This is a genomic window from Lysinibacillus sp. FSL M8-0337, assembly GCF_038593855.1.
GTDB classification, from domain to species: domain Bacteria; phylum Bacillota; class Bacilli; order Bacillales_A; family Planococcaceae; genus Lysinibacillus; species Lysinibacillus sphaericus_D.
Genome location: NZ_CP151996.1, coordinates 181,879 through 203,252, shown reverse-complemented (window position 1 = coordinate 203,252; position 21,374 = coordinate 181,879). Strand labels below are relative to the sequence as shown.

The window sequence follows — 21,374 nt, the reverse complement described above, 5'->3', positions numbered from 1 at the left end:
TAAAAAAAGGACTGTCCCTTGCTAGGACAGCTCTTTTTTTTGTTTGTAGGTTTTTGCTCTGCTTCGCGGGGAAACCTCCTTGCTTCGCGGGGAAATCTCCCTGCTTCGCGGGTATCTCCATCTCGCTTTATTTAGCAAGTTTAAATCGATTCACGACCTCTTGGAGTTCTTTAGAAATTTGGTTCATGTTGTTGATAGATTCTGCGACTTTTTCCATTTCTGCTTGTTGGTCTGCGGCTGATGCACTCACCTGTTCTGCTGAAGCAGCAGTTTCCTCTGAAACAGCGGAAATACTTTGAATCGCCGTAATGGCTTGGTCTTTTTGCTCCAACATTTGTGAAAGCTCTGACAGTAGTTCGTTAATTGCTGTTGCAATTGATTGAGATAGCTCGTTATTATCTTTAAAAGCTAACTCTGTATTTTGTACCGATTCATTTTGCGCTTGCATTAAGCTTGCATTGGAAGCAATAACGGATACCGTTTGCTTTGAATCTGCTAGGATGCTAGAGACCGTTTGTTTAATGACTTCTGTTTCGTTTTTAGACTGCTCTGCCAGTTTACGCACTTCCTCTGCTACTACTGCAAAGCCTTTCCCATGTTCTCCCGCTCGAGCAGCTTCTATACTTGCATTCAGTGCTAATAGATTCGTTTGCTCTGTTATTCCTTGAATAGATGCAATAATTTGATTGATATTGTTAATATTGCTAGACAAAGATTCCATTTGACGTTGGATACGTCCATTCATTTCATTCGTTTCCGCATTTCGGTCACGTAAACTTTCCACTTCTTTCATGCCCTGTTCTGTAGAAGTTTGTGTTTTGATTGACAGCTCGTCCATTTGCTTTGACAGCCTTGTAATGGCGTCAATTTGGTCAGATAAGTCAATCATTCGATAATTCGTTTCTTCTGTATCCTCTGATTGTTTTGATGCACCTTGCGCTATTTCGTTAATTGCGACAGATACTTCCTGACTTGATGCTACAATTTCATTAAAGGCTTCATGAACATGGTCCGATGATTGATTGAGCAATGTTGAAGAATTTAATACCGTATGTATGGCATCATTCGTCTTATCCAGCATATTATTATAAGCTAATGCAACAGCGCCAATTTCATCGGATTTTATAAATTTATCATCTATCTTTTTCGTTAAATCGCCTTCTGCTGCTGTTTCAATAGATGTACGTAAAACCTTTAAAGGCTTCAACTGCTTATATATAAACATTGCACTAGCAGCGGCCATTAAAATTACCATAATAATTGCTGATACAATCGTGAAAACAAGGATTTTATTATACGTTTCTAATATTTTGGAATTAGGTAAAACTAATTGCACTGACCATACCTCATCAATATTTTCTAACATCATTGGAGCAAAAGCATTAAATGATTTTTCCCCAAGCTGCTTAGAGTCTACATAAAGACTGTCCGGTTTTCCTTCATCCATAGATTGTCTAATGCTTGCCCAATCAACTGCATCCTGCATATTCGTCCCATCTAGCTTTTCATTAATACTATTGACTGTTAACATACCTTGATCTGTAATAATGCCTGCATAACCACCATCAGGCTGAATAGAGTCAGCTAACTCCTTTAAAAAGTCGATAGATAAGTCTGCCGTTAACACGCCAAAATATGTACCTGAAGCGTTATACAGTGGCACAGAAATAGTCGTCATCGAGATAGTTTTACCGTTCACATTATAATCATATGGCTCTGTTAATACAGCACGCCCTTCTCCTTTTGGAATCCGATACCAAGCATCTTCGGCTTTCGGATCGTCAATTCCTTCTATAGGGTCTGTATTGATTTGGTTGCCATCTTTAGTTAGATAAGGGATAAAGCGATTTTTCACATCAATTAATGCCGTATCAGTAGTTGGTCCAACTTTTACTGCACCATTTTCTATAACGGCCCCTACACCAAGTAAATCATCATTATTCGTTAAATTCGTATTCAGTATATCCATTACACTTTCTGTCGAAAGCGCATCATTTTTTTCCATTGCTTCAACAATACGTTTTGTTGTTTGTAATGTATCATTAGCTTTTTTAAACCGTTCGCTCATTTTTGCAGCAGATAACTCCGCATTTTGCAGCGTTGCCTTCTCTGAATCATCAACACTTTGAGTATGCAGAGTAGCGCTAGTTACCAATGTATAAGCAACAAATAATACTAAAAATACACCTAAAATTAAAGAAGTGAGCTTTAATGCAATACTTTTGGATTTTTTCATTACAAACACCTCCATTTTTATAAAATAATCATAATGTATCATTGGTAGTATAACAATAAAAGTTTCACTGAATTTACCAAGCAACGTAAAGTTTTCAATTAATACAGTTGTTTACAATCATATTTGTCGTAAATAAGACGTATTGAGCTTAAAAAAACATCGGACCTTTTTACCTATTCAGCTAAAATATGCATATAAAATCCTTAAGCTATGATAAAATTAGGTATAAAATATAGGAGGTTTGCCCATATGAAACACAAAAGAAACCTAGCCTTGCTTGCACTAGTAGCAGTACCTTCACTTATCTATTCAACACCTATAACGTCTGCCTCAGCTGCTGATCATTCGGCACATGCCAAGACTGCTTACATATATAATAATTACTATTATAATTCTAACGTTAACAACGTTATCCAGTTGATTTCCAATATTAATGATACATCCTTTTCGTTTCAGCCATACTTAGAAGCTGCACTAAAGGCTTACAATGCGTTAACAGAAACTGAAAAGCAATATGTAACGAATTATGGGACACTATCCAATCATCAACAAACAAGAGTAAGTTATCGTCGACTAGCCGCACAAATTGAAGAAAAATTAGCTTCCGTTGACTCTACTTCTGTTAACTATTATCAAAATGTAATTGAAACGAGAGATTGGTACAATAGGTTAAATGCTGCGCAAAAAACCTTTGTAAGTGACGCAACACAAAAAATACTGACGTCAACAATTACACCTAATACTTCTGTTGATAAAGTTGTTAATAAAATTCAATTGTTAAACTCTTCTCGACTTAGCTTCCATAAAGATGTGGCAGAAGCACGGGCTGAGTATAATGCATTGCGAAAATTCTCCAATGTTGTTTTACCTGCAGGGATTGAAAAACAATTATTAGATGCCGAACAGGTCGTTATATTGGATAAATCCGCAGCGAAGCAAGTAGAAAATGCCATTGCTGCCTTATCGCCAAAAACGTCTACAACACAAGATGTCCAAGCAGCAAAAAACGCTTTTGAAGCATTAACACCCGTACAACAACAGCTTGTTCCAAACGTTTGGAAATTAGTCGACTTTGTAAAAGGGAAATATAAACTACCTGAAAATGACCAGTCAATCACTACACCAACATTGTCAGACTCGGCAGCAGTACCAGGTAAAAATACACTAATGTCTAAAAGTAGAAAAAACACATATAAAGCAAAAATTAATGTTGCGGATTCTGAAAATACAAATGAACGTTTTGTTTTAACAACGAAAGCTAATATGGTCTTAATCATCCCACCGCTCAATACACTTGTTAATAAGGATTCGGGCGTAATGGATGTTCAGCTTACAAGAAACTTAAATCGCATTACTTTCCAAGCAATATTAAATAATAAACCTGTTAAATTTGATGCGAATATCGAAATCATTTTAGAAAATTTACCTGACAATGCTTCCATTGTTCAGCTCAATGAATTCGGTGACCAAGAGCCTGTTTCCTATACAATCAATGGCAATCAATATATTATAGAAACTCAAACTTCTGGTACGTTCCAAATTATTAGAAATTAATTTACAGAAATCCCATACCCTGTCTTATTGGTGTGGGATTTGTCATTTCAAATAAACCACAATTAAACATAAAGCCACTAGCATGAACTTAGCTAGTGGCTTTCTCTTTTTATATTTATTGTGTTCTAGGTTGAATTAATACATAATCTAAAGCTGCTGGATCTGTTGAAGCTTTTGCATACACAATATTTCCATATTTATCTTTCGTGAATAGATAAATCCGTTGATCTTTTTGGAATACGTTTGTTGAATTTGGATCACTACCTGTTTGAATCGCTGTGAAAGTCTTCGCAGAACTTGCATCAGAAGGTGCTGTAATCTTACCTTTACCATAGGAAACAATTGCTCCCCCAGGAATATACGTAAAGTTATTACTATCTGCTTTCGTAATAACATCCATAACATTATCAGGCGTTAGATTATATCCTGAGTTCAGTACAGCGTAGTAATACTGCTGATCCCATGTAATATCGGCATTCAGATTCGCAACAACTTCAACTTTCTTAGAAATATTTAAATTACTTGGGAATTGCGTATCTGGTAATAATGTCGCAGAAGTAATTGTATTCTCTTTTGTAGGATATTTATATTCTGCTCGATCCTTACTAAATGTCCAGCCGCCTTTATCTTTCGCTGCAGCATTGACACTAATATCAAAGCTTTCTTTAACTTCGGTATTAAACTTGATAATGAGCTTGCGAGATTCCCAATCATTTGTACCCGTAACATCTTTCCAGCTATGTGTGTAAGTTGGTGTAATAGGCGTTGTTGTACCTGGTTGAACTAATTTAAAATCAAATCCTGTATCGACAGCCTCTGAAAATGTTACTTCAAATGTTTTGCCATCAATTCGTTTATAGATTGGATCTTCTACCTTTGGTGGTGTTCCATCTGCAAAGAATGTATATTTCATAACACCCGTACCATTTGAACCAGGCGTTAGAGTTATAAGTTTATTTTGCTTCTCATCAAATGTGTAAACTTTTGATTCTGTCCCTTTTTGCACCATCGTGACATTATTATATCGGTCTTTTACTGCTACATATAGCTCATACTCTTGATGTGGCTCAAGCGTTAAAGAAATCTCATTGGTATCTTTACGCATACTGCTCGTAATTCCCTTAGCCATTACTTCTTCAGGCGTTGTTGGTCCAGGCGTAGGATCGCCAACCTTTCGAAGGACGTAGTAATACGAACCATCCTCATCTGACATAAATTTAAAGGTTGCTTTCCGATCACCTTCCAATATTTTAATTGACGTATTGTCAATAACAGGAGGTGTACGGTCATCAATTACATGTTTTGTTTGAATATCCGAGACATTTCCTGAACGGTCTCGCAACACCATATAAATGGAATAGCTCTTAAACGGATCTAACGGCGGAATTGTATTAGGGAGCGGAACTGTTACCTTTTGTTTCCCTAATTGTGCTGGTTTATTGCCACCACTACCGATAATCGGGATATTTTTGCCCCCTACATTAAATTCTTTTGCATTTAGTTGTACCGCTTCGATTAATCGTAGACGGTCATCTCTTGTTAAATTTAAATCGGATTCCATAATTAAATAATGGTAGGTTCCCGCTTTTGTCGCATTAAATTCGACTAGTGTTTGGTCTTTAGCAGCGTTAATAGCAGGTTCTCCAATAATCGTTAAATATGGCCACTCACCATCTTTATGAATATATTCTGCAGTATTGCGTGGAACAGTATTCACTGGTGTATTGTTAATATTTTCGAATTCATTGTCAGCAAGGTCTTTTACATTTGGAGATATCGTTACAACCAAGTTATCTCCATTAACGAAACCTGTTAAAGAAGGGATAGTGAACGTTAATCTTTTTTGAGCTTTATTATATACAACCTTTTCTGGTCGAATTGGCTTTTGTAATCCTTGATTGACAATACCTGTTCCCGTCAGTTCATAGTTTTCAACTTTTTCAGCTGCAATCGGATCTAACTCCTCACTGACCGTTACATAAAATTCATTTTTAATTTCATCTTGTAAAAAGAGCTCTCCACCCACAATATATGGAGGTAGATTGTCTAAAGCACCTGTTTTGAATTCTTTGATTGCTTCTTTTGGAATAGGATCAATTGAATTGTTCCCTGAATCATCCTTCATCACTACAAAAAGTTGATATTCTTGTTCAGGGTCTAATCCTGTCAGCAATCCGGAAATTCCTAATTTACCTGCAAGTGCCTTCCCTTTACCTGTTGGGTTAGCTATTACATCTGCAGTTGTCGGATCGGCGGCAGTTGTCTTTTTACGTACATAGTAGAAGTATTCCCCAGGTTCACTCGCCGTAAATGTAAACTCTGCTCGTGTTCCACCATGTAGAGGGGTTACCGTTAGCGATTTTACCGATGGTGGCGATGAATCTTTCATTTGGAACGATTGCGATTTAATATCTGAAGCATTTTTCGCTCCGTCCACTACCATGACATAGACAACGTATTCTTTTTTCTCACCTAAATTAGAAATTTTGAACGTATTTTTACCGTTTACCGCTGCACCCGTGCCACTTGCTGCATTATCTGTAGAAATGCGATTAACCATTTCTCGTTTAGTTGGTACTTCTACGCCCTTTTCTCGCACAATATAGTAATACGTTCCTACTTTATCTGACGTAAACTCTACTTGAACATCGCTACCATTTAAGACCGTTAACTTGGTAATATCAATTAACGGTTTTGTTTTATCCGCTGGCTTTTGGTTATCAATATCATCTTTATCGATTGGTTTACCGTCAGGGTCAGTAATATTCCCCACATTATCTTTATCATTTAAGAAGTCATCAAAAATATTATTTGGTCCTTCGTCTTTTGGCAGAATTACTTTATCGATATATGTGTAATCACCGATATCAACCCAGCCATATGCATTATCTACATAAAGCGTGCCTACGCGACCATCAATATACAGTTGTAAATCGGTATAGCTATTGTAATTTATCCAGTCGATATTGCTATCTCCGTATATTGTAAGGGCTGTTTCTGTATCTAAATTTAACGTACCGATATTACCTTGGATTTCAAACTCACGTACGTTTCCAATAATATCAACACGCGGTAATTTTGTATTTGTTTCAATTTTTGTACCGCTTTGCGACACAACAAGTCGTGATACGGTACTATTGTAAAACTCAATGCTCTTTTCGACATTTTTCATTGTCACTTTGTCTTTTGACCAGTTTTCAAAAGGTTTGTTTTTATCTGGATTTTGATTGGAATCAGTCCAGTTTTGAAGATCGCCTGATGGGTTGCTATTAGAGCTTTCATCCTCTGGCTTATCTGGATTTGACCAGTTAATAAATGAAAAATTATTGCTTGCTACACGGCCAATTGCTAATGGCTTATAGTAGGAAACATCTAAATGTAAAGGTGGACGAACTGTTTCATTTACTAACATTGTGCCAGTTAGCGTAACATTATCGAAATCAATATAGTTCCCATTGACAACGATTGTGCCACCAAACGATTTATAGTCACCGTCAAACTGTAACTTTCGAGAGCTTGTCCCGCTTGCATTCAACGTTAACTTTGCAACTGAATAAATAGATTTCCCTGAAATATCTCCCTCAATAAATGCACCCTTTAATACATCTGCATTGTATTCATTGAAAATATGTGAAAGGCTTTCAGGTACTGAATAAGGTTCAGAATTTATGTAAACAGTATCATCTTCAACACCAGTAATCTTATAAGTTGATACATTCCCCTTTTTCTCTTGGGAACGAACAATAAAAGAAGCAATTTGACCTCGAGTTACTGCATTGAACGGAGAAAATGTGACAGGTGTTGTTCCTTCTGTAATCTTTAAATCTACTAATGTTTGAATATAGTAAGCATTGCTTGTTTGGCTATTAATATCTTGGAAGCTATGATTAAAATTCGATGCTACCTCGAATTTAAAGCCAAGCACTAAAATTTTGGCTAGTTGCCCGCGTGTAATGACTTCATTTGGCATAAATGACCCATTCGAATAACCAGACATAATGCCTGCATTTTGCAACGCCGCTACATACTTATAATATTCATTGCTCTTTGGTACGTCTCTAAAATAGGGATCTTCTACATTTTTTAAATCTAACTTTAAAACCGTAGCTAGCATTTTTGCTGCTTGACCACGTGTTACATTTTGATTTGGTCGGAATGTTTTATCTGCAAATCCACTAATTGCACCTTGAGCATATAATTTTAAAATATTGTCATAGTGACTTGAATATTGGTTAATATCTACAAATGGTGAAGTAGCTGCTGCTACTTTTTGTGGTGGTGGTACGACAACAGCAATCCCGCTAGTAGCAAAAACAGTTGCGATCAGTGCTTTGTTCACTTTTTGGATTTTTGTTTTATCCATCTCACTCTTCCTTTCACATATAATTGATACGCACAAACTTCATTTTCATCATACCCTTTATATCGACAGGTAGATAGCGAACCTTCATAGTATTTCTAAAATAATGGAAGAAAGTATTAGCCAAATTAAAAAGCCAAGAAGCATCGGTGCTCTCTTGGCTTTAACAAAATATAGGCATACATCATATCATACTTGTTTTGTCATAAGGGAAAGGGGGATAACCTTAAGTCTTGTCAAGTTTGATCGAGAGATGTGTCCCGAGTTTACGTATCAATTTAGTAATATGCGTTTGTCACACGAGGATGACTTATACTTAAGCTTGCCCAACTAATTGTCACATTAATCAAGTACCCTTAAATAAAAAATGTAAACATCTTTTTTATGAAAATTCTATCAGCGATTTCCTCCCATTATCAGCATTTCTACCAGCTTTCACTACCAGCGCGTGTCCTCCACCATCTAAATTCTAAATTTTTTTACTTTTATTGTTATTCTGACATATAATTTTCTGATAAATTAATTTATAATGAAAATTAACATAGTCAATCTAATTGTTCATCTGTTATAATACTGATTAAAATAAATAAAATCTGTATTAATACAGAATGGTATAAAACTTGCTTTTCACACTATGGGGATAATGAGAAAAGCGCTACCAATGCTTGTTAAACAACTGCATTGTAGCCTACACAAAAAGGGGTTGGAAGATTTGGGTATTTTAAAGGGGTTAAAAATTCTCGATTTTTCTGCATTACTACCAGGGCCAATGGCGACAATGATTTTTGCTGACCTAGGTGCGGAGGTTATTCATGTAGAATCCTCCAAACGCGTTGACTTAACGCGTATTATGCCTCCCTATGATGAAGATCATGAGGCATATATTCATCAACACTTGAATCGTTCTAAAAAGTCTCTTACATTGAATTTGAAAGCGCCTGAGGCTATAGAAATTGTAAAGACACTCGTACAAGAATATGACGTTATCATTGAAGGTTTTCGACCAGGGGTCATGCAAAGACTTGGTATCGGCTATGAAACGTTAAAAGAAGTGAATCCAAAATTGATTTATTGTGCAATTACAGGCTATGGTCAAACGGGTCCGTATAGCAACCGACCTGGGCATGATAATAATTATTTGGCACTAGCAGGGGTGCTCGATTACTCTCGTCATAAAGACAAAAAGCCCGTTTCTATGGGGATTCAGCTAGCAGATATTGCTGGCGGTACGATGCATGCTGCCATCGGGGTACTTGCTGCTGCACTGCACCGTGAAAAAACTGGAGAAGGCCAGTTTGTTGATATTAGTATGACTGATGCGGTATTTTCTCTTAACGCAATGTATGGCTCTGCCTATATCGGCGGTGGTCGTATACCACAACCTGAACAAGAAATTTTAAATGGCGGTAGCTACTATGATTTTTATAAAACAAAGGATGGTCGATTCTTCTCCGTGGGCAGTCTTGAGCCACAGTTTCGTAGGTTGCTCTGTGAAGCACTAGATATTCCTGAACTAATTGATAATACGTTTAATGATTCGTACTATACACAAATTCGCTTTAAAGAGGCTGTGCATGATGCCTTTTTATCGAAAACCTACAACGAATGGCTTGAAGTCTTTAATGAAGATTTTGAAGGTTGTGTCGAGCCAGTGTTAACTTTTCCAGAAGCATGCGAGCATCCACAATTACAAGCTCGTGGCATGATTGTGGAGATTCCGAAAAACGATGGTACGACGCAAAAACAAATTGCATCTGCTTTTAAATTTGATGGCGTCAATCCAGCGTACAAGCATGTTGGCGCAAAGCTTGGTGAACATAACGAAGAAGTACTTACATCACTTGGCTATAGTGCTGAACAAATCAACGCACTTCAAGAAAAAGGGGTTTTAGAGTAAGCAGTGCCAGGCACGCAAACAATTTAAAAAATTTAAAGAGTGTCCAATAAGTCATTGTTTGACTTCAATGGACACTCTTTTATCTATTGCACATACGCACGAATAAATATCCGTAATTGTTCGAAATGGTCTTCAACAAGTAAATATTTTTTATATACTTCTATTAATTTCTCAAATAGCTCAAATTGTTCCGTAACAAAAAGAATTTTTAATATATTAATCATATGCAATGAAGCGCTTTGAGCGACTAAATAATACGGGCTATCAGGTTGACGATAATGTTGGCGCCATTCTTCCACAGATAGTCCAATATGTTGTAATGAGTTATTAACATGAAGGGCAATATCTTTTTGCACAGATGCCTCAAGAGCGATTAATTGCTCTTTACTGTAGTCTTGTTGTACCAGTACGGCGTTTATTTTTTTATTGGATGCCAGTACATGTTCTTTTAAGAGCAGTAGCCCCTCTTGGTAACGTTCCATTCTGACATACGTATCTAGCAATACCGCATACAAATTTTCTAAATAATTGAGATGATAATTTTTAATAATGGCAGGCGGTGTTGGCTTTCGATTTGGCAGTAAATCCTTATATTCTAGCAAAATTTCGATAGCGTAGTTATTAAGCCGTTCATCTTCTAATAAATATTCGCCATACCGAAGAACATTGTCATAATCCCGTTCTTGGTGTGCTATATGCAGTAAAATATAGGCAATTAATACTTTTTCTTTCTCTGTTAATGCATACATAGAATAACGCCAATCAGCCTCAAATGAAGTAATTAAATCTTTAATATGTTGATATTGCCCCTCTGACAGCCGATAGTGGGTCACAATTTGATAAAGACGTAATTGTTTTTTCGCTAAACAGGAAGAATTGCATTTATCCACATAAGTTATGCACTTATCCAGATTTTTTCTGTAATTATGCACAAAGTTATTCACATGTGTATAAGTAATTGCTGAAGATTGTTCAAAATGCCCCATAATTTCAAAAATAAATGTGAATTGTTCTAATGGTTTGTGGATAAGCAGTGAATAAACTTTTTTCATAAACAGCCAATGCCAAAATAAATGCTCTTCTTTATAAATCATATGCACAAAATAATCATTTTCAAATTTATATAAATAAATCGTTTGTAAGTCATCTTCGGGCAACTGTACCTGCCATCGCTTGCCAAACACAAGCCAAACTAAACGCTCCAAATCCATTGTATGCTGGGCAAAAAGTTGCTCAAAAAAGATTTCCTTCCCTTTTTGAGTGTAAAAAAAGGCATTCAGCCGGTCATTCACATATTTTGTATCAAGACCCTGCTTAGTAAAAAATAGTTGTAACGTCGTAGAAACACGCCCCCAATATTTTCGAGCTGTCGAAAATGCAATGTTCATCGCCGCTTCTTCATTCACTAAAAATAATTGTGGTGACAAAGCAGAACCTAATATTTTAGGATCAGCTTGTGATGTAACCTCAGCCTCTGCCCATTTTGAAAGTAATTTTTCGGCTCCGTTTTCGCCACTTTGTCTATATGTTATGAATAATTGTTCATCACAATCCAACAGCATACAACCAGAGCCCCCCGTCAATTTCACGCAACAAAGATCTTCCCCTATCATGATATAATTCATTTTAAAATTATTTTCATTCTTTCTTCAATATAACAAATCCTATCCAACATATGCTATTAAGTTATGAGTAAGCACAGACAAAAGAGCTAAAGTGTTCATCAAGACAAACACTTTAGCTCTATTTAGTAACATTGATAAGCTTACAAAGCTCATTACATTTTATATTAAGGCAAATGAGCGCATCTGACAACTGCTCTTAAGTTGGTAGCCCAGTGCGTTGTCTTAGACGGCTCATTGCTGACGCTATTTTATGTAACGTCCATTTATTAAATATTTAAAGTATATGTGTTTCAAAAGAACACTTTATACTTTACTTCGTAGGAATAGACGGACAATGAAACAAAATAGTTACACATTTTGATAAAAAATTTTTTAAAAAATTTGTTTACCAAAATTGTGGGTACTTTCTCGTTTGTCGCAAATTATTAATTAGCAAGCCAAAAATGACAATAATCACTGCCCCTATGAATACCGGCATTATTAAATAGCTCCAGCCGTAGCCACCTAAAATAATGATAATCGGGTTCGCTCCTGCCGGTGGATGTATCATCCCAGCAAGTGCCATAAAGAAAATAGTCAAACCGACTGCAAGGCTAATCGAAATCACGCTCGAACCTAATAATGAATACATCGCCACGCCGATAAAAGCTGAAATCATATGCCCACCTATAATATTTCGAGGTTGTGACAGCGGCGCATTCCATACGACAAATACCAGTACACAGCTCCCCCCAAGTGATGCCATTAACCAAGGTGTCCCTGTATAGTTTGTTAAACAAAGTAATACAAAGATGCATAGTAAGCCACCAGCAGCACCTGTTAGCGCATCCGCAAAATTAGTTCTAGAAGGAGCATGTCCACCTCCACTCATCTTAGCTAAATAGGCTTTAAAGCGATGATTTTTTACTTCTTTTTCTTGTAAACGTACGAAATCAGCCATAGTCACCATCCTAGAAATCAACTTTATATGAATTGTCATCCTATATACATGTAGAAGCTTTTTCTATTATATCAGCTAAAAATAAGATTTCAATTTTAGAACTTCATATTTTTGACAATGCTGAAAAGTTAAAATACTTCAGCACGAGCCCAGTGTACACTAGGCTCGTGCTGAAGTATTTAAGCTCTCGTTTTTGTGTTAAGAGTTTTCATTTTTACCTGTTTTTAATCATATTGCTTTTTAATCGGTTTGTATATTCGTGCTTTTTTTAGCACCGTCTTCGGAACTTGGAATGTTACCGTAACGACACCTGGATGGCGGCCGATTTCAATGGAACCCGTAATGGTTGCACGATTCATTACTTCTGGCTCACTCATGTCAAATAGTTTTGCGGCTCTGCTAATTGCATTAGTTGTCGCATCATTTAATGTTGTACCTGTACCCACTATAGACACAGGGAACACTTCTTCCACCTGTTTGACACCAAATTCCTCCGCAAGTTCGCGGGCTCTACGTTTTTCTTCTTTTGAAAAAGGCTTTGCTGTGTATGGAAGATCTTCTTCATTTGGTAATAATATCGGGCCTTCAAGTGCTACTTTTTTCAATACACTTACCTGTAGCTGTACGATTCCTGCGACATCTGTTGTATGTCCAGCAATTTCACCGTCTCCTTGCATGGCATGCATATCGCCAATGTAAACGCCACCACCTGGTACCTTTACAGGGCAAATAATTGTAGCGCCTTCGCGAACACGGCTAATATCCATATGTCCATCTGTTCGATGAGTATCTAATTCTGCTTGCGTAAATGCATATTCATGTGGAGCTCCTATTAAAAATGAGCCAAAATCACCAGCATTATGTGAATCTGGCATCGCCTTCGAAGGCGTTGTCCCTAGCTGACCTAAAAATGGTCGCATTCTTGCCATGACGCCGATTAAGTCACTTGGCGCTAGAGCAACGACAGGGTTTTGCACAGAGTTTTCAGGCGTGCGCATATAATTTTTTGCATCCAATGCAATACGTCTTGCACCCTCTCGCCCTACGGTTAAACCGATATTCCCCTTTTGGTCTAGTGCCATTGTATAACCATTTGTCATTTTAAATGGCGCAGTTTCTGTATCACAAGTTGAACAGCGTATTGCTTGAGGTCCAATTCCATTCACTACAGTAGCTGGATGGAGCTTACCACAGCCGGGACATTTTACTGATACGAACGGATCACCGATAAAACGGTCAAGTATTGCCTCGTCATGCCCCGATGCCGTCGCAAGTGATGTTACCTGTATAGATTTTATTGTAATAACAATTGCATCGCCTACTTCGGCACCTTCTACAAAGACGGGCTTCGTTACTTCGTGTCCACCACGAATGGTTGGCGTTAACATCGGCCCCCAACATCCTGGTGTCGTATTGGCAATAATTGTGCCACCATTTTTGACAGGACCTAGCATTTTTTGCTGTGGATCTAAAATACCGTCTATGAATTCATTCACAAACAATGTTTCCACAGCTATAGGCTGCTGTACACTTTCGTCATTTTCTGGTTGATTAGCTTTTTCATGCATTTGTAATTCCGTAATCATGTTTATTCACTCTCCCAATCCAAAAAATTATTTTATGTAGTCTACACAAGTGTAAAAGAGAGCTCTCCACTTATACGAGCAGAGAGCCATTATTATTAGTATTTAAGAACAAATCTACTATGTGAGAAGACTTCATTTAAAGCTTATTGCGTTTAACGATAGCTCGCATCACTGCGTATACCATTAATTTCGACAGCGAGTTCGATAGTTCCTGCAAATACGAGTAAAACTACACTAAATTTACAATTAGTATCTATCATCATGTCGAAGTAGCACGTTGCTAGTTGACAGCTAATAGTTGTTACTTGTTGCTCCATTCATCGTGCTTCGTCTTTCTCGCACTTTCATTTATAATAAAGCTGATAAAGAAGTAATATTTAACAACAAGACCTTTATTTAAAGTAAAAATAGAAAGGATGTATGCATCAAATGGCAGAACCAACCATTTTAATTGTAGAAGATGAAGCTGATTTAGCCAATCTTCTAAAGGTCAGTCTCTTAAAAGAAGGCTATAAACAAATCCATATTGCTGACTCCATTGAAAAAGCTTGGTTAAGCTTTCAACAAACACCCCCCGACATTGTGCTCCTTGATGTCATGCTTCCTGACGGTGAAGGCTATGATTTGTGCCGTCGAATTCGTGAAGTTTCGCATATCCCAGTGCTGTTCTTGTCAGCCAAAAATGATGAAATCGATAAAATATTAGGGCTTGCTATTGGTGGTGACGATTATATTACAAAACCTTTTAGCCCTAAAGAAGTGGCTTATCGTGTAAAGGCTCAGCTACGTCGAGCCGGCTATCAAATACAGGAAACGCCATTACCTGTTGCAAAGGCGATTCAAGTTGGACCATTCGTGCTCAATAGCGATGAAACGGAAGTACATAAAGACGGTACTTTATTAGAGTTAACAGCTAAGGAGATTGGTTTAATGGCTTGTTTTATGCATAATCCTAACCGTATTTTAAGCAAGGAAACATTATTTGAACGTGTATGGAGCGAGGATTTCTTTGGCTCTGACAATACAGTAATGGTGCACATACGGCGTCTTCGTGAAAAGATTGAAGTAGATCCATCCAAACCGGTCTTTATTACAACCGTTAAAGGGCTTGGCTATAAATTAGTTGTGCCAAAAGAGTCACAACGATGAAATGGCGATTAACTGCACGCTTTTTACTTTCCATCTTATCGATTGTCATCATCGTTATTTTTGTTAATACCGCTATTTTATTTGGACTAATTCTCTATCAGCAATTTAACAAATTTAATGATGCTACCGCAGATACCGAGGAAATTTTTGTACGCGAGTTCCAGCAGTATATTGATGTGGGCACTGGGCTTCCTTCTGTCAGTAAAGAAGGACTTCAACAATTACACCAACGAAATGCTTGGATTCAATTGCTGGATGTAAATGGGCAAGTGACTGGTGCTTATTTTGAACCTCGAGAGGCACTTTCTCACTATGCGCCCATTGATTTAATTCAAGTTTACAAATATAAAGAATTCGATGTTGATACAACAGTTTATGTAGGAAGTAAAGATAACATTAACTATTTAATCGGCATTAAAGGCAGTGGCGTTTCAAGATACGTGGTTCATCTTTCAGGCGCATCTACATTACAACTTATCGGAAAGTATGGTTTGCTGATCATTATCGCCGATTTACTAGTTGCAACGCTTGTTGGTTGGTTATTCGGTCGCACGCTCACTAAACCCCTTTACGCAATGATTGAACGCATTCAGCATTTAAAAAATCACAAGCATCTGCCTATAAAAGTGCCAAAAGGTCTGTATCGACCAGTATTTGAAAATTTAAGTGAAGTATCGAGCGAGTTGGCTGCCCATGAGCAAGAACGGAAACGTTTAGAGATAATGCGTGAGGAGTGGATTAGCAACGTCTCACATGATATGAAGACACCACTTGCATCCATTCGGGGTTATGCAGAGTTACTACATGATCGGAACTTATCGCCAAGCGATCGGACGGAATATGCCCAAATTATTGAAAAGCAGTCATTGCATATGCAAGAATTACTGGATGATTTAAATTTAACAATGCGTCTTAGACACCAGCAACTTCCGCTAACTTTAACGGAAGTGAATATGGTACAGTTTATGCGCGAAATTGTCATCGACACACTCAATACACCTCTCTATGAGCAAGCAAATATCGACTTTGATGCTACAGCAGAGGTTATTCTACATGCTATAGATGAACATTTTATGCGACGGGCTGTAGTGAATTTTTTATACAATGCATTGCTGCATAATCCTCCCGATGTAGACGTACATGTAACGGTTGATACGAACACCATTACAATAGCCGACAATGGTCGGGGCATAAGTGCCGAAGATTTAGCACATATTTTTGAGCGCTATTATCGTGGGACCAATACTGAGCAAATACAAGGTACTGGACTGGGAACTGCAATTGCACGAGATATTATTGAAGCTCACGGAGGAACCGTAACCATCCTATCTGAAGAGCAAAAAGGAACTACAGTCACTATTCAATTATAAACTACCAAAATATAAGAAGAGCAGTCCTCATATTATGGACTGCTCCTCTCTATTATTTCATTTGAGCCTGCACTTTTGCTGGCATATCGTCAAATTGTATTTCATCATAAGACGTCACTTCATTTTCTTTTTTCACGTAAAGCTTCAAATAAGCGTCCAGACGCAGATTTTTTTGTGCAGAAAATTTCAATGTCATCTCTTCTCCGTTTTCTTTAAATGCTGGTAGCTCATACCAATACGTTTGGAGTATTTGTCCATCATCAGCCTTATATTCTTCCAATTTTCCATCCGCTGTGATATGCACATAGTAAGTATCTTTATTTAAACGATTAAAGTCTACAGTCATAAGTACACTTAGACCTGCCACAAACAAAATAAACAATGCCCCAATACTGATAAACATCTTTTTCATATTAATTCCCCTGTCTCACAATTTTATAAAACGACCGTACAGTAAAGAGATAATACAAGCCGTAAATTACTGAATAAGCAATCATCCATAATAGTACAGGCTTCGTTATATCCATATTAAATAATTGTGAAAATGCTAGCAGCGCGAAAGCACTGTGTACAATACCAACCACAAGTGGAGCACCAAATATAACGGCAACCTGTCCCGCAACAGTCCTCAATATTTGCTTACTATTCACACCGATTTTATTTAATACTGCATACTTCGCCTGATCTTCTTCTGCCTCTGTTAGCACTTTAAAGTAAATAATACTGCCGGTAGCTGCTAAAAATACAAGCCCTAAAAAACTGCCTACAAATAGTAATGAGCCGACTGTACCTAAACCATCCTCGTAGCTTTGCGGAACACTTGAAAACCACTCTTGTTGCTCCGTTGATAGTTGTTCATAAATTTCTTTAGACACACGTTGCTGCTTCAAATCATTCTCCATGCCAACAACCTGCATCGTTACCGCTTCGGCATTCGTCGTATCAAATGTTTGGTCGTTTACGACAAGCACCGTACCAGCTGACATAAAGTTTAGCACACTATCTGTGTACATTTTGTCGATATAAAAGGATTCCCCACTCTGCAATTTAAAGTGTTCACCGGTAAAGTCATGTGAAAAACGTTCATCAAAATTAACATCAAGTAGTATAGCTGAACCATCTGCTATATGCAGTTCACGATTTGTATCTTGTAATGTCGCTAAACGATTGTAATCCGATTCCTTCAATAATGTATATTCAAAAAAAGCAAATTCATTATCGACACGTAAATTTTTGGCATCAATCGTTTCATTGTATAAGACGTTCTGTTGGTCAAACTCTACTGCTTCACCTTTCCACATAAATGTGTTTGGTGACACAAGACGCACTGATGCTTCGGTATTGTAGTACATTCCAAAAACGCCACCACCTGCCGTAATCGTTGTAGCGCTTAGAATCGCGATGATAGACAACGATTTAGCATTTGCACGTATACGATACAGTAGCTGTGAAACACCTATTAAATTTAGCCCTCTCCACGACCATGAGGTAGCGTTTTTCAGCGCCGTCAGCACAAACACGCTGACACTATGGAACAATAAGTATGTCCCTGTAATTGTCATACCAATTACTAGAAGTGGTGTACCAAGAATCGTGAATAGTTTCCAAATAGAGCTTGTGAAAATATCTGTAGAGGCCGTGTAATAACTAAAGCTAATAAACACTGTGCCTAGTATTGCTGCCAAAAGGGATGCACGGGGAATTTTCTCCCCTTGCTTCTCTGCATGAAACAAATCGATTAGTTTAAATTGATAGATAACTCTGTAGCCCTGTAAGGAAGTAAATAAGAATAACACCGCAAAAATCCCTGCTGTTTGAAGCACTGCTTCTGGTGTAAATGTTAAATTTGCTACGACTTGATAGCCCATCAGTCGCACTAAAATTGTTAATAGCACCTTTGACATAAAAAAGCCTAGTACAATGCCTAAAATCAATGATAAAAGCCCAATTACTAAGTTCTCAAAAAAGAGCATTAATCCAATTTTTTGCTTACGTACACCTAATAGTGAATAGAGTGCCACTTCTTTTTTTCGCTTCTTCATAAAAAACGAATTGGAATACGCGATAAAAATCACAATGAAAAATAAAAGTACAATCGACGATGCACTCATCAGTCCTTTAATTTGTTGCGACATATTTGTTGAAGCCGCAAGCTCATCATTGTATTTTAACGTGACAAATGTAAAGTAAATGACGATGCTAAACACCATCGAAGCGATGTATAAAAAATAATTCGACAAATTGCGCTGAATATTTTTGCGCGCCAAGCTAAATAACGTCATTTACTCCACCTCCGATGCCTGCAAGCACCTGTAATATCTCTTGGAAAAACTGCTTTCTCGTTTGTATCCCACGATGAATTTCCTTGGAAAGCTGCCCATCTTGTATAAAGAGAATGCGTTGACAGAAGCTTGCTGCAAACGCATCGTGTGTCACCATCATGATAGTTGCAGCATGGGATTGATTCAAATCACTTAAACTTTCAAGTAAATCTGTCGCTGATTTTGAATCGAGTGCTCCTGTTGGTTCATCAGCGAAAATAAGCTTTGGCGCTGTTACTAATGCACGAGATGATGCTGTTCTTTGCTTTTGACCACCTGAAATTTGGTAAGGGTATTTATCGAGTAGCTTACTAATACCAAACAACTGTGCAATACGCTCTACCCTTGTAGCAATTTCTTTCTGAGGTACCTTTGCAATGGCAAGTGGTAGTACAATATTTTCACGCACTGTTAATGAATCGAGCAAATTGTAATCTTGGAAGATAAACCCTAAATTATCACGACGAAAATCTGCTAACTGCGTATCTTTCATATGCGCTAAATTTGTATTACCTATTACAATATCACCCGTTGTTGGCGTATCAATGGTTGCTAATACATTTAAAAGCGTCGATTTCCCTGCCCCAGAAGGCCCCATTACACCAACAAACTCACCTTGTGCTACATCAAATGTTATATTCGCTAGCGCTGTAAATGTATTCGCGCCTTTGCCATATGTTTTACCTACATTTTTTACTTTTAATAATGGCGTCATATACGCTCACCTCTTTCTGATTACAGTATACGACCCCAAACTTACAGCAAAATTGTCGCAAGCTTACAGCAACCTTAACTTTATACAGCACAAAAAGGATTCATACACAAAATGTGCATGAATCCTTTGTTTTGTTTACGTTGTATTCATCTGTTCGCGGGTATTGTATTCTATTTCGCGGGTATTTCTCTCTACTTCGCGGGTATTCATACCTTTTCCGCGGGTATCACTCTCTACTTCGCGGGTATTCACACTTTCATCGCTAACTATTTACTATATCCGTCCATTCATTCTTGCAGCTTGCTGTAATGGATCCCATACCCCATTGAAAGGTGGTGCATACGCTAAATCTAAATCGAGTAAGTCCGGTAATGTCATTTTATTGTATAAAGCGGTAGCAAAAACATCAATGCGTTTATCTACACCAGCAGGTCCAACGATTTGTGCACCTAACAGTTGCTGATCTCTCTTTTGGACAACGATTTTAATATACATCCGTTGTGCGCCTGGGTAGTAACCTGCAATATGACGTGCTGAAAATTTATATGCTTCGTAATCGAACCCAAGCTTTTTGGCCGTATTTTCATTGATGCCTGTAGTAGCGATTGTCAAATCAAAAAATTTCATTATAGAAGTGCCGACAATGCCCCGAAACGGTGCAAACTTTCCAGACATATTAAGCCCAGCTAAGCGCCCCTGCTTATTTGCTGTCGTTCCAAGAGGTATATAATCTAAGCGTTCCTTTACAATATGAAAATGGGTTGCACAATCTCCAGCCGCATAAATATTCTCAACCGACGTCTCTAAATGGCGATTCACAACGATGGCTCCATTTTTAGCTAGTGCAATGTTTGTCCCATCTAAAAATTGTGTGTTTGGTTTTATGCCAGCAGCGACAATTACTAAATCCGTCTCTAACACGCCATTATTTGTAATGATTCGTTCAACTCGCGAAGAGCCTTCAAAGCCTTCAACATGCGTATTTAATAGAAGCTCTATACCTTGTTTTTTCGCCTCATCATGAACATGCTTTGCTAGTTCTTCATCTAAAATATTGGCAACTTGACTGCCTCGTTGAATCAGTCGAACTTTTTTATTACATGCATGAATCGTTTCGGCCATTTCAAGTCCGATATAGCCTCCACCAAGAATGGTCACCTGTTCGATAGTTGGCGATAAATCGGCCAATAAATCTTCTAATCCAGGAATTGTTTTAATTTTATGAATGCCAGCTAATTCCGCACCTTTCTTAACGGGCATTATTGGATCCGCTCCAGTAGCGATCAGAAGCTTATCATAAGCAATTTCGAATGGTTCGCCTGAAAATTGCGTACCCGTAACAAGCTGGTTCTCCACATCGATGCGCTCGACCTCATGTCCAACACGCGCATCAATCCCATATTTATCACGGAACGTTTCCACATCTCGCGCGATTAGGCGTTTTGTCGATGAAATCCGACCATCTACTACATAAGGTAATCCACATTGTCCATATGAATAAATAAATCCACGCTCTAAAGAGGTAATTTCTGCTCCTGGTACATTTCTATAAATCTCCATAGCGGCTGACATCCCCGCCGCATCTCCCCCAATGATTACGAACTTCATCCTACGAGCCCCC

General features: G+C 37.8%; 14 protein-coding genes. 4 read left to right on the top strand and 10 right to left on the bottom strand.

Features of this window, described 5'->3' with window-relative positions; translation table 11 throughout:
- Window positions 1-127 precede the first annotated feature (127 nt).
- The gene (locus MKY08_RS00935) at window positions 128-2,236 is read right to left on the bottom strand and encodes a methyl-accepting chemotaxis protein (RefSeq protein ID WP_069508825.1); all 2,109 of its coding nucleotides are present in this window, start codon (window positions 2,234-2,236) and stop codon (window positions 128-130) included.
- A gap of 249 nt (window positions 2,237-2,485) precedes the next feature.
- Here MKY08_RS00935 and MKY08_RS00930 point away from each other — a divergent pair, with 249 nt between their 5' ends.
- The gene (locus MKY08_RS00930; RefSeq protein ID WP_069508823.1) at window positions 2,486-3,790 is read left to right on the top strand and encodes a hypothetical protein; all 1,305 of its coding nucleotides are present in this window, start codon (window positions 2,486-2,488) and stop codon (window positions 3,788-3,790) included.
- 115 nt (window positions 3,791-3,905) lie between these two features.
- On the opposite strand, the gene MKY08_RS00925 is transcribed toward MKY08_RS00930, so the two are convergent.
- Complete coding sequence (locus MKY08_RS00925) at window positions 3,906-8,153, bottom strand: S-layer homology domain-containing protein (protein WP_069508822.1); 4,248 nt, start codon at window positions 8,151-8,153, stop codon at window positions 3,906-3,908.
- A 709-nt stretch (window positions 8,154-8,862) separates the two neighbouring features.
- On the opposite strand from MKY08_RS00925, the gene MKY08_RS00920 reads away from it, so the two are divergent.
- Window positions 8,863-10,047: a CaiB/BaiF CoA-transferase family protein gene (locus MKY08_RS00920; RefSeq protein WP_069508820.1), complete on the top strand. Its 1,185-nt coding sequence runs from the start codon at window positions 8,863-8,865 to the stop codon at window positions 10,045-10,047.
- Window positions 10,048-10,130: 83 nt separating this feature from the next.
- Here the strand turns inward: MKY08_RS00920 and MKY08_RS00915 are convergent, their stop codons facing one another.
- The 4 genes from MKY08_RS00915 to MKY08_RS00900 all read right to left on the bottom strand — a co-directional run bounded on the left by MKY08_RS00915 (window position 10,131) and on the right by MKY08_RS00900 (window position 14,515).
- Window positions 10,131-11,609, bottom strand: a complete 1,479-nt coding sequence (locus MKY08_RS00915) for a hypothetical protein (protein WP_069508818.1) — start codon at window positions 11,607-11,609, stop codon at window positions 10,131-10,133.
- Between the two features lie 448 nt (window positions 11,610-12,057).
- Complete coding sequence (locus MKY08_RS00910) at window positions 12,058-12,612, bottom strand: HPP family protein (RefSeq protein ID WP_069508816.1); 555 nt, start codon at window positions 12,610-12,612, stop codon at window positions 12,058-12,060.
- Window positions 12,613-12,836: 224 nt separating this feature from the next.
- On the bottom strand, window positions 12,837-14,198 hold the full coding sequence (locus MKY08_RS00905) for an acetamidase/formamidase family protein (protein WP_069508814.1): 1,362 nt from the start codon (window positions 14,196-14,198) through the stop codon (window positions 12,837-12,839).
- 152 nt (window positions 14,199-14,350) lie between these two features.
- Window positions 14,351-14,515, bottom strand: a complete 165-nt coding sequence (locus tag MKY08_RS00900) for a hypothetical protein (RefSeq protein ID WP_176723130.1) — start codon at window positions 14,513-14,515, stop codon at window positions 14,351-14,353.
- 112 nt (window positions 14,516-14,627) lie between these two features.
- On the opposite strand from MKY08_RS00900, the gene MKY08_RS00895 reads away from it, so the two are divergent.
- Both MKY08_RS00895 and MKY08_RS00890 read left to right on the top strand, forming a co-directional pair.
- Entirely contained in the window at window positions 14,628-15,347 is a 720-nt protein-coding gene (locus MKY08_RS00895) for a response regulator transcription factor (protein ID WP_069508812.1), read from the top strand.
- A complete protein-coding gene (locus MKY08_RS00890) occupies window positions 15,344-16,717 on the top strand; it encodes a HAMP domain-containing sensor histidine kinase (RefSeq protein ID WP_069508809.1) in 1,374 nt (457 codons plus the stop codon). The genes MKY08_RS00895 and MKY08_RS00890 overlap by 4 nt, the downstream gene beginning before the upstream one ends.
- A gap of 52 nt (window positions 16,718-16,769) precedes the next feature.
- Here MKY08_RS00890 and MKY08_RS00885 read toward each other — a convergent pair whose 3' ends face one another.
- From MKY08_RS00885 to MKY08_RS00870, 4 genes are all read right to left on the bottom strand, one after another.
- Complete coding sequence (locus tag MKY08_RS00885) at window positions 16,770-17,129, bottom strand: YxeA family protein (RefSeq protein WP_069508807.1); 360 nt, start codon at window positions 17,127-17,129, stop codon at window positions 16,770-16,772.
- A gap of 1 nt (window position 17,130) precedes the next feature.
- Window positions 17,131-18,999, bottom strand: a complete 1,869-nt coding sequence (locus MKY08_RS00880) for an ABC transporter permease (protein WP_069508806.1) — start codon at window positions 18,997-18,999, stop codon at window positions 17,131-17,133.
- Entirely contained in the window at window positions 18,986-19,753 is a 768-nt protein-coding gene (locus MKY08_RS00875) for an ABC transporter ATP-binding protein (RefSeq protein WP_069508804.1), read from the bottom strand. Before MKY08_RS00875 ends, MKY08_RS00880 begins: the two co-directional genes overlap by 14 nt.
- A 273-nt stretch (window positions 19,754-20,026) precedes the next feature.
- On the bottom strand, window positions 20,027-21,361 hold the full coding sequence (locus tag MKY08_RS00870) for an FAD-dependent oxidoreductase (protein ID WP_069508802.1): 1,335 nt from the start codon (window positions 21,359-21,361) through the stop codon (window positions 20,027-20,029).
- Between the last annotated feature and the right edge of the window lie 13 nt (window positions 21,362-21,374).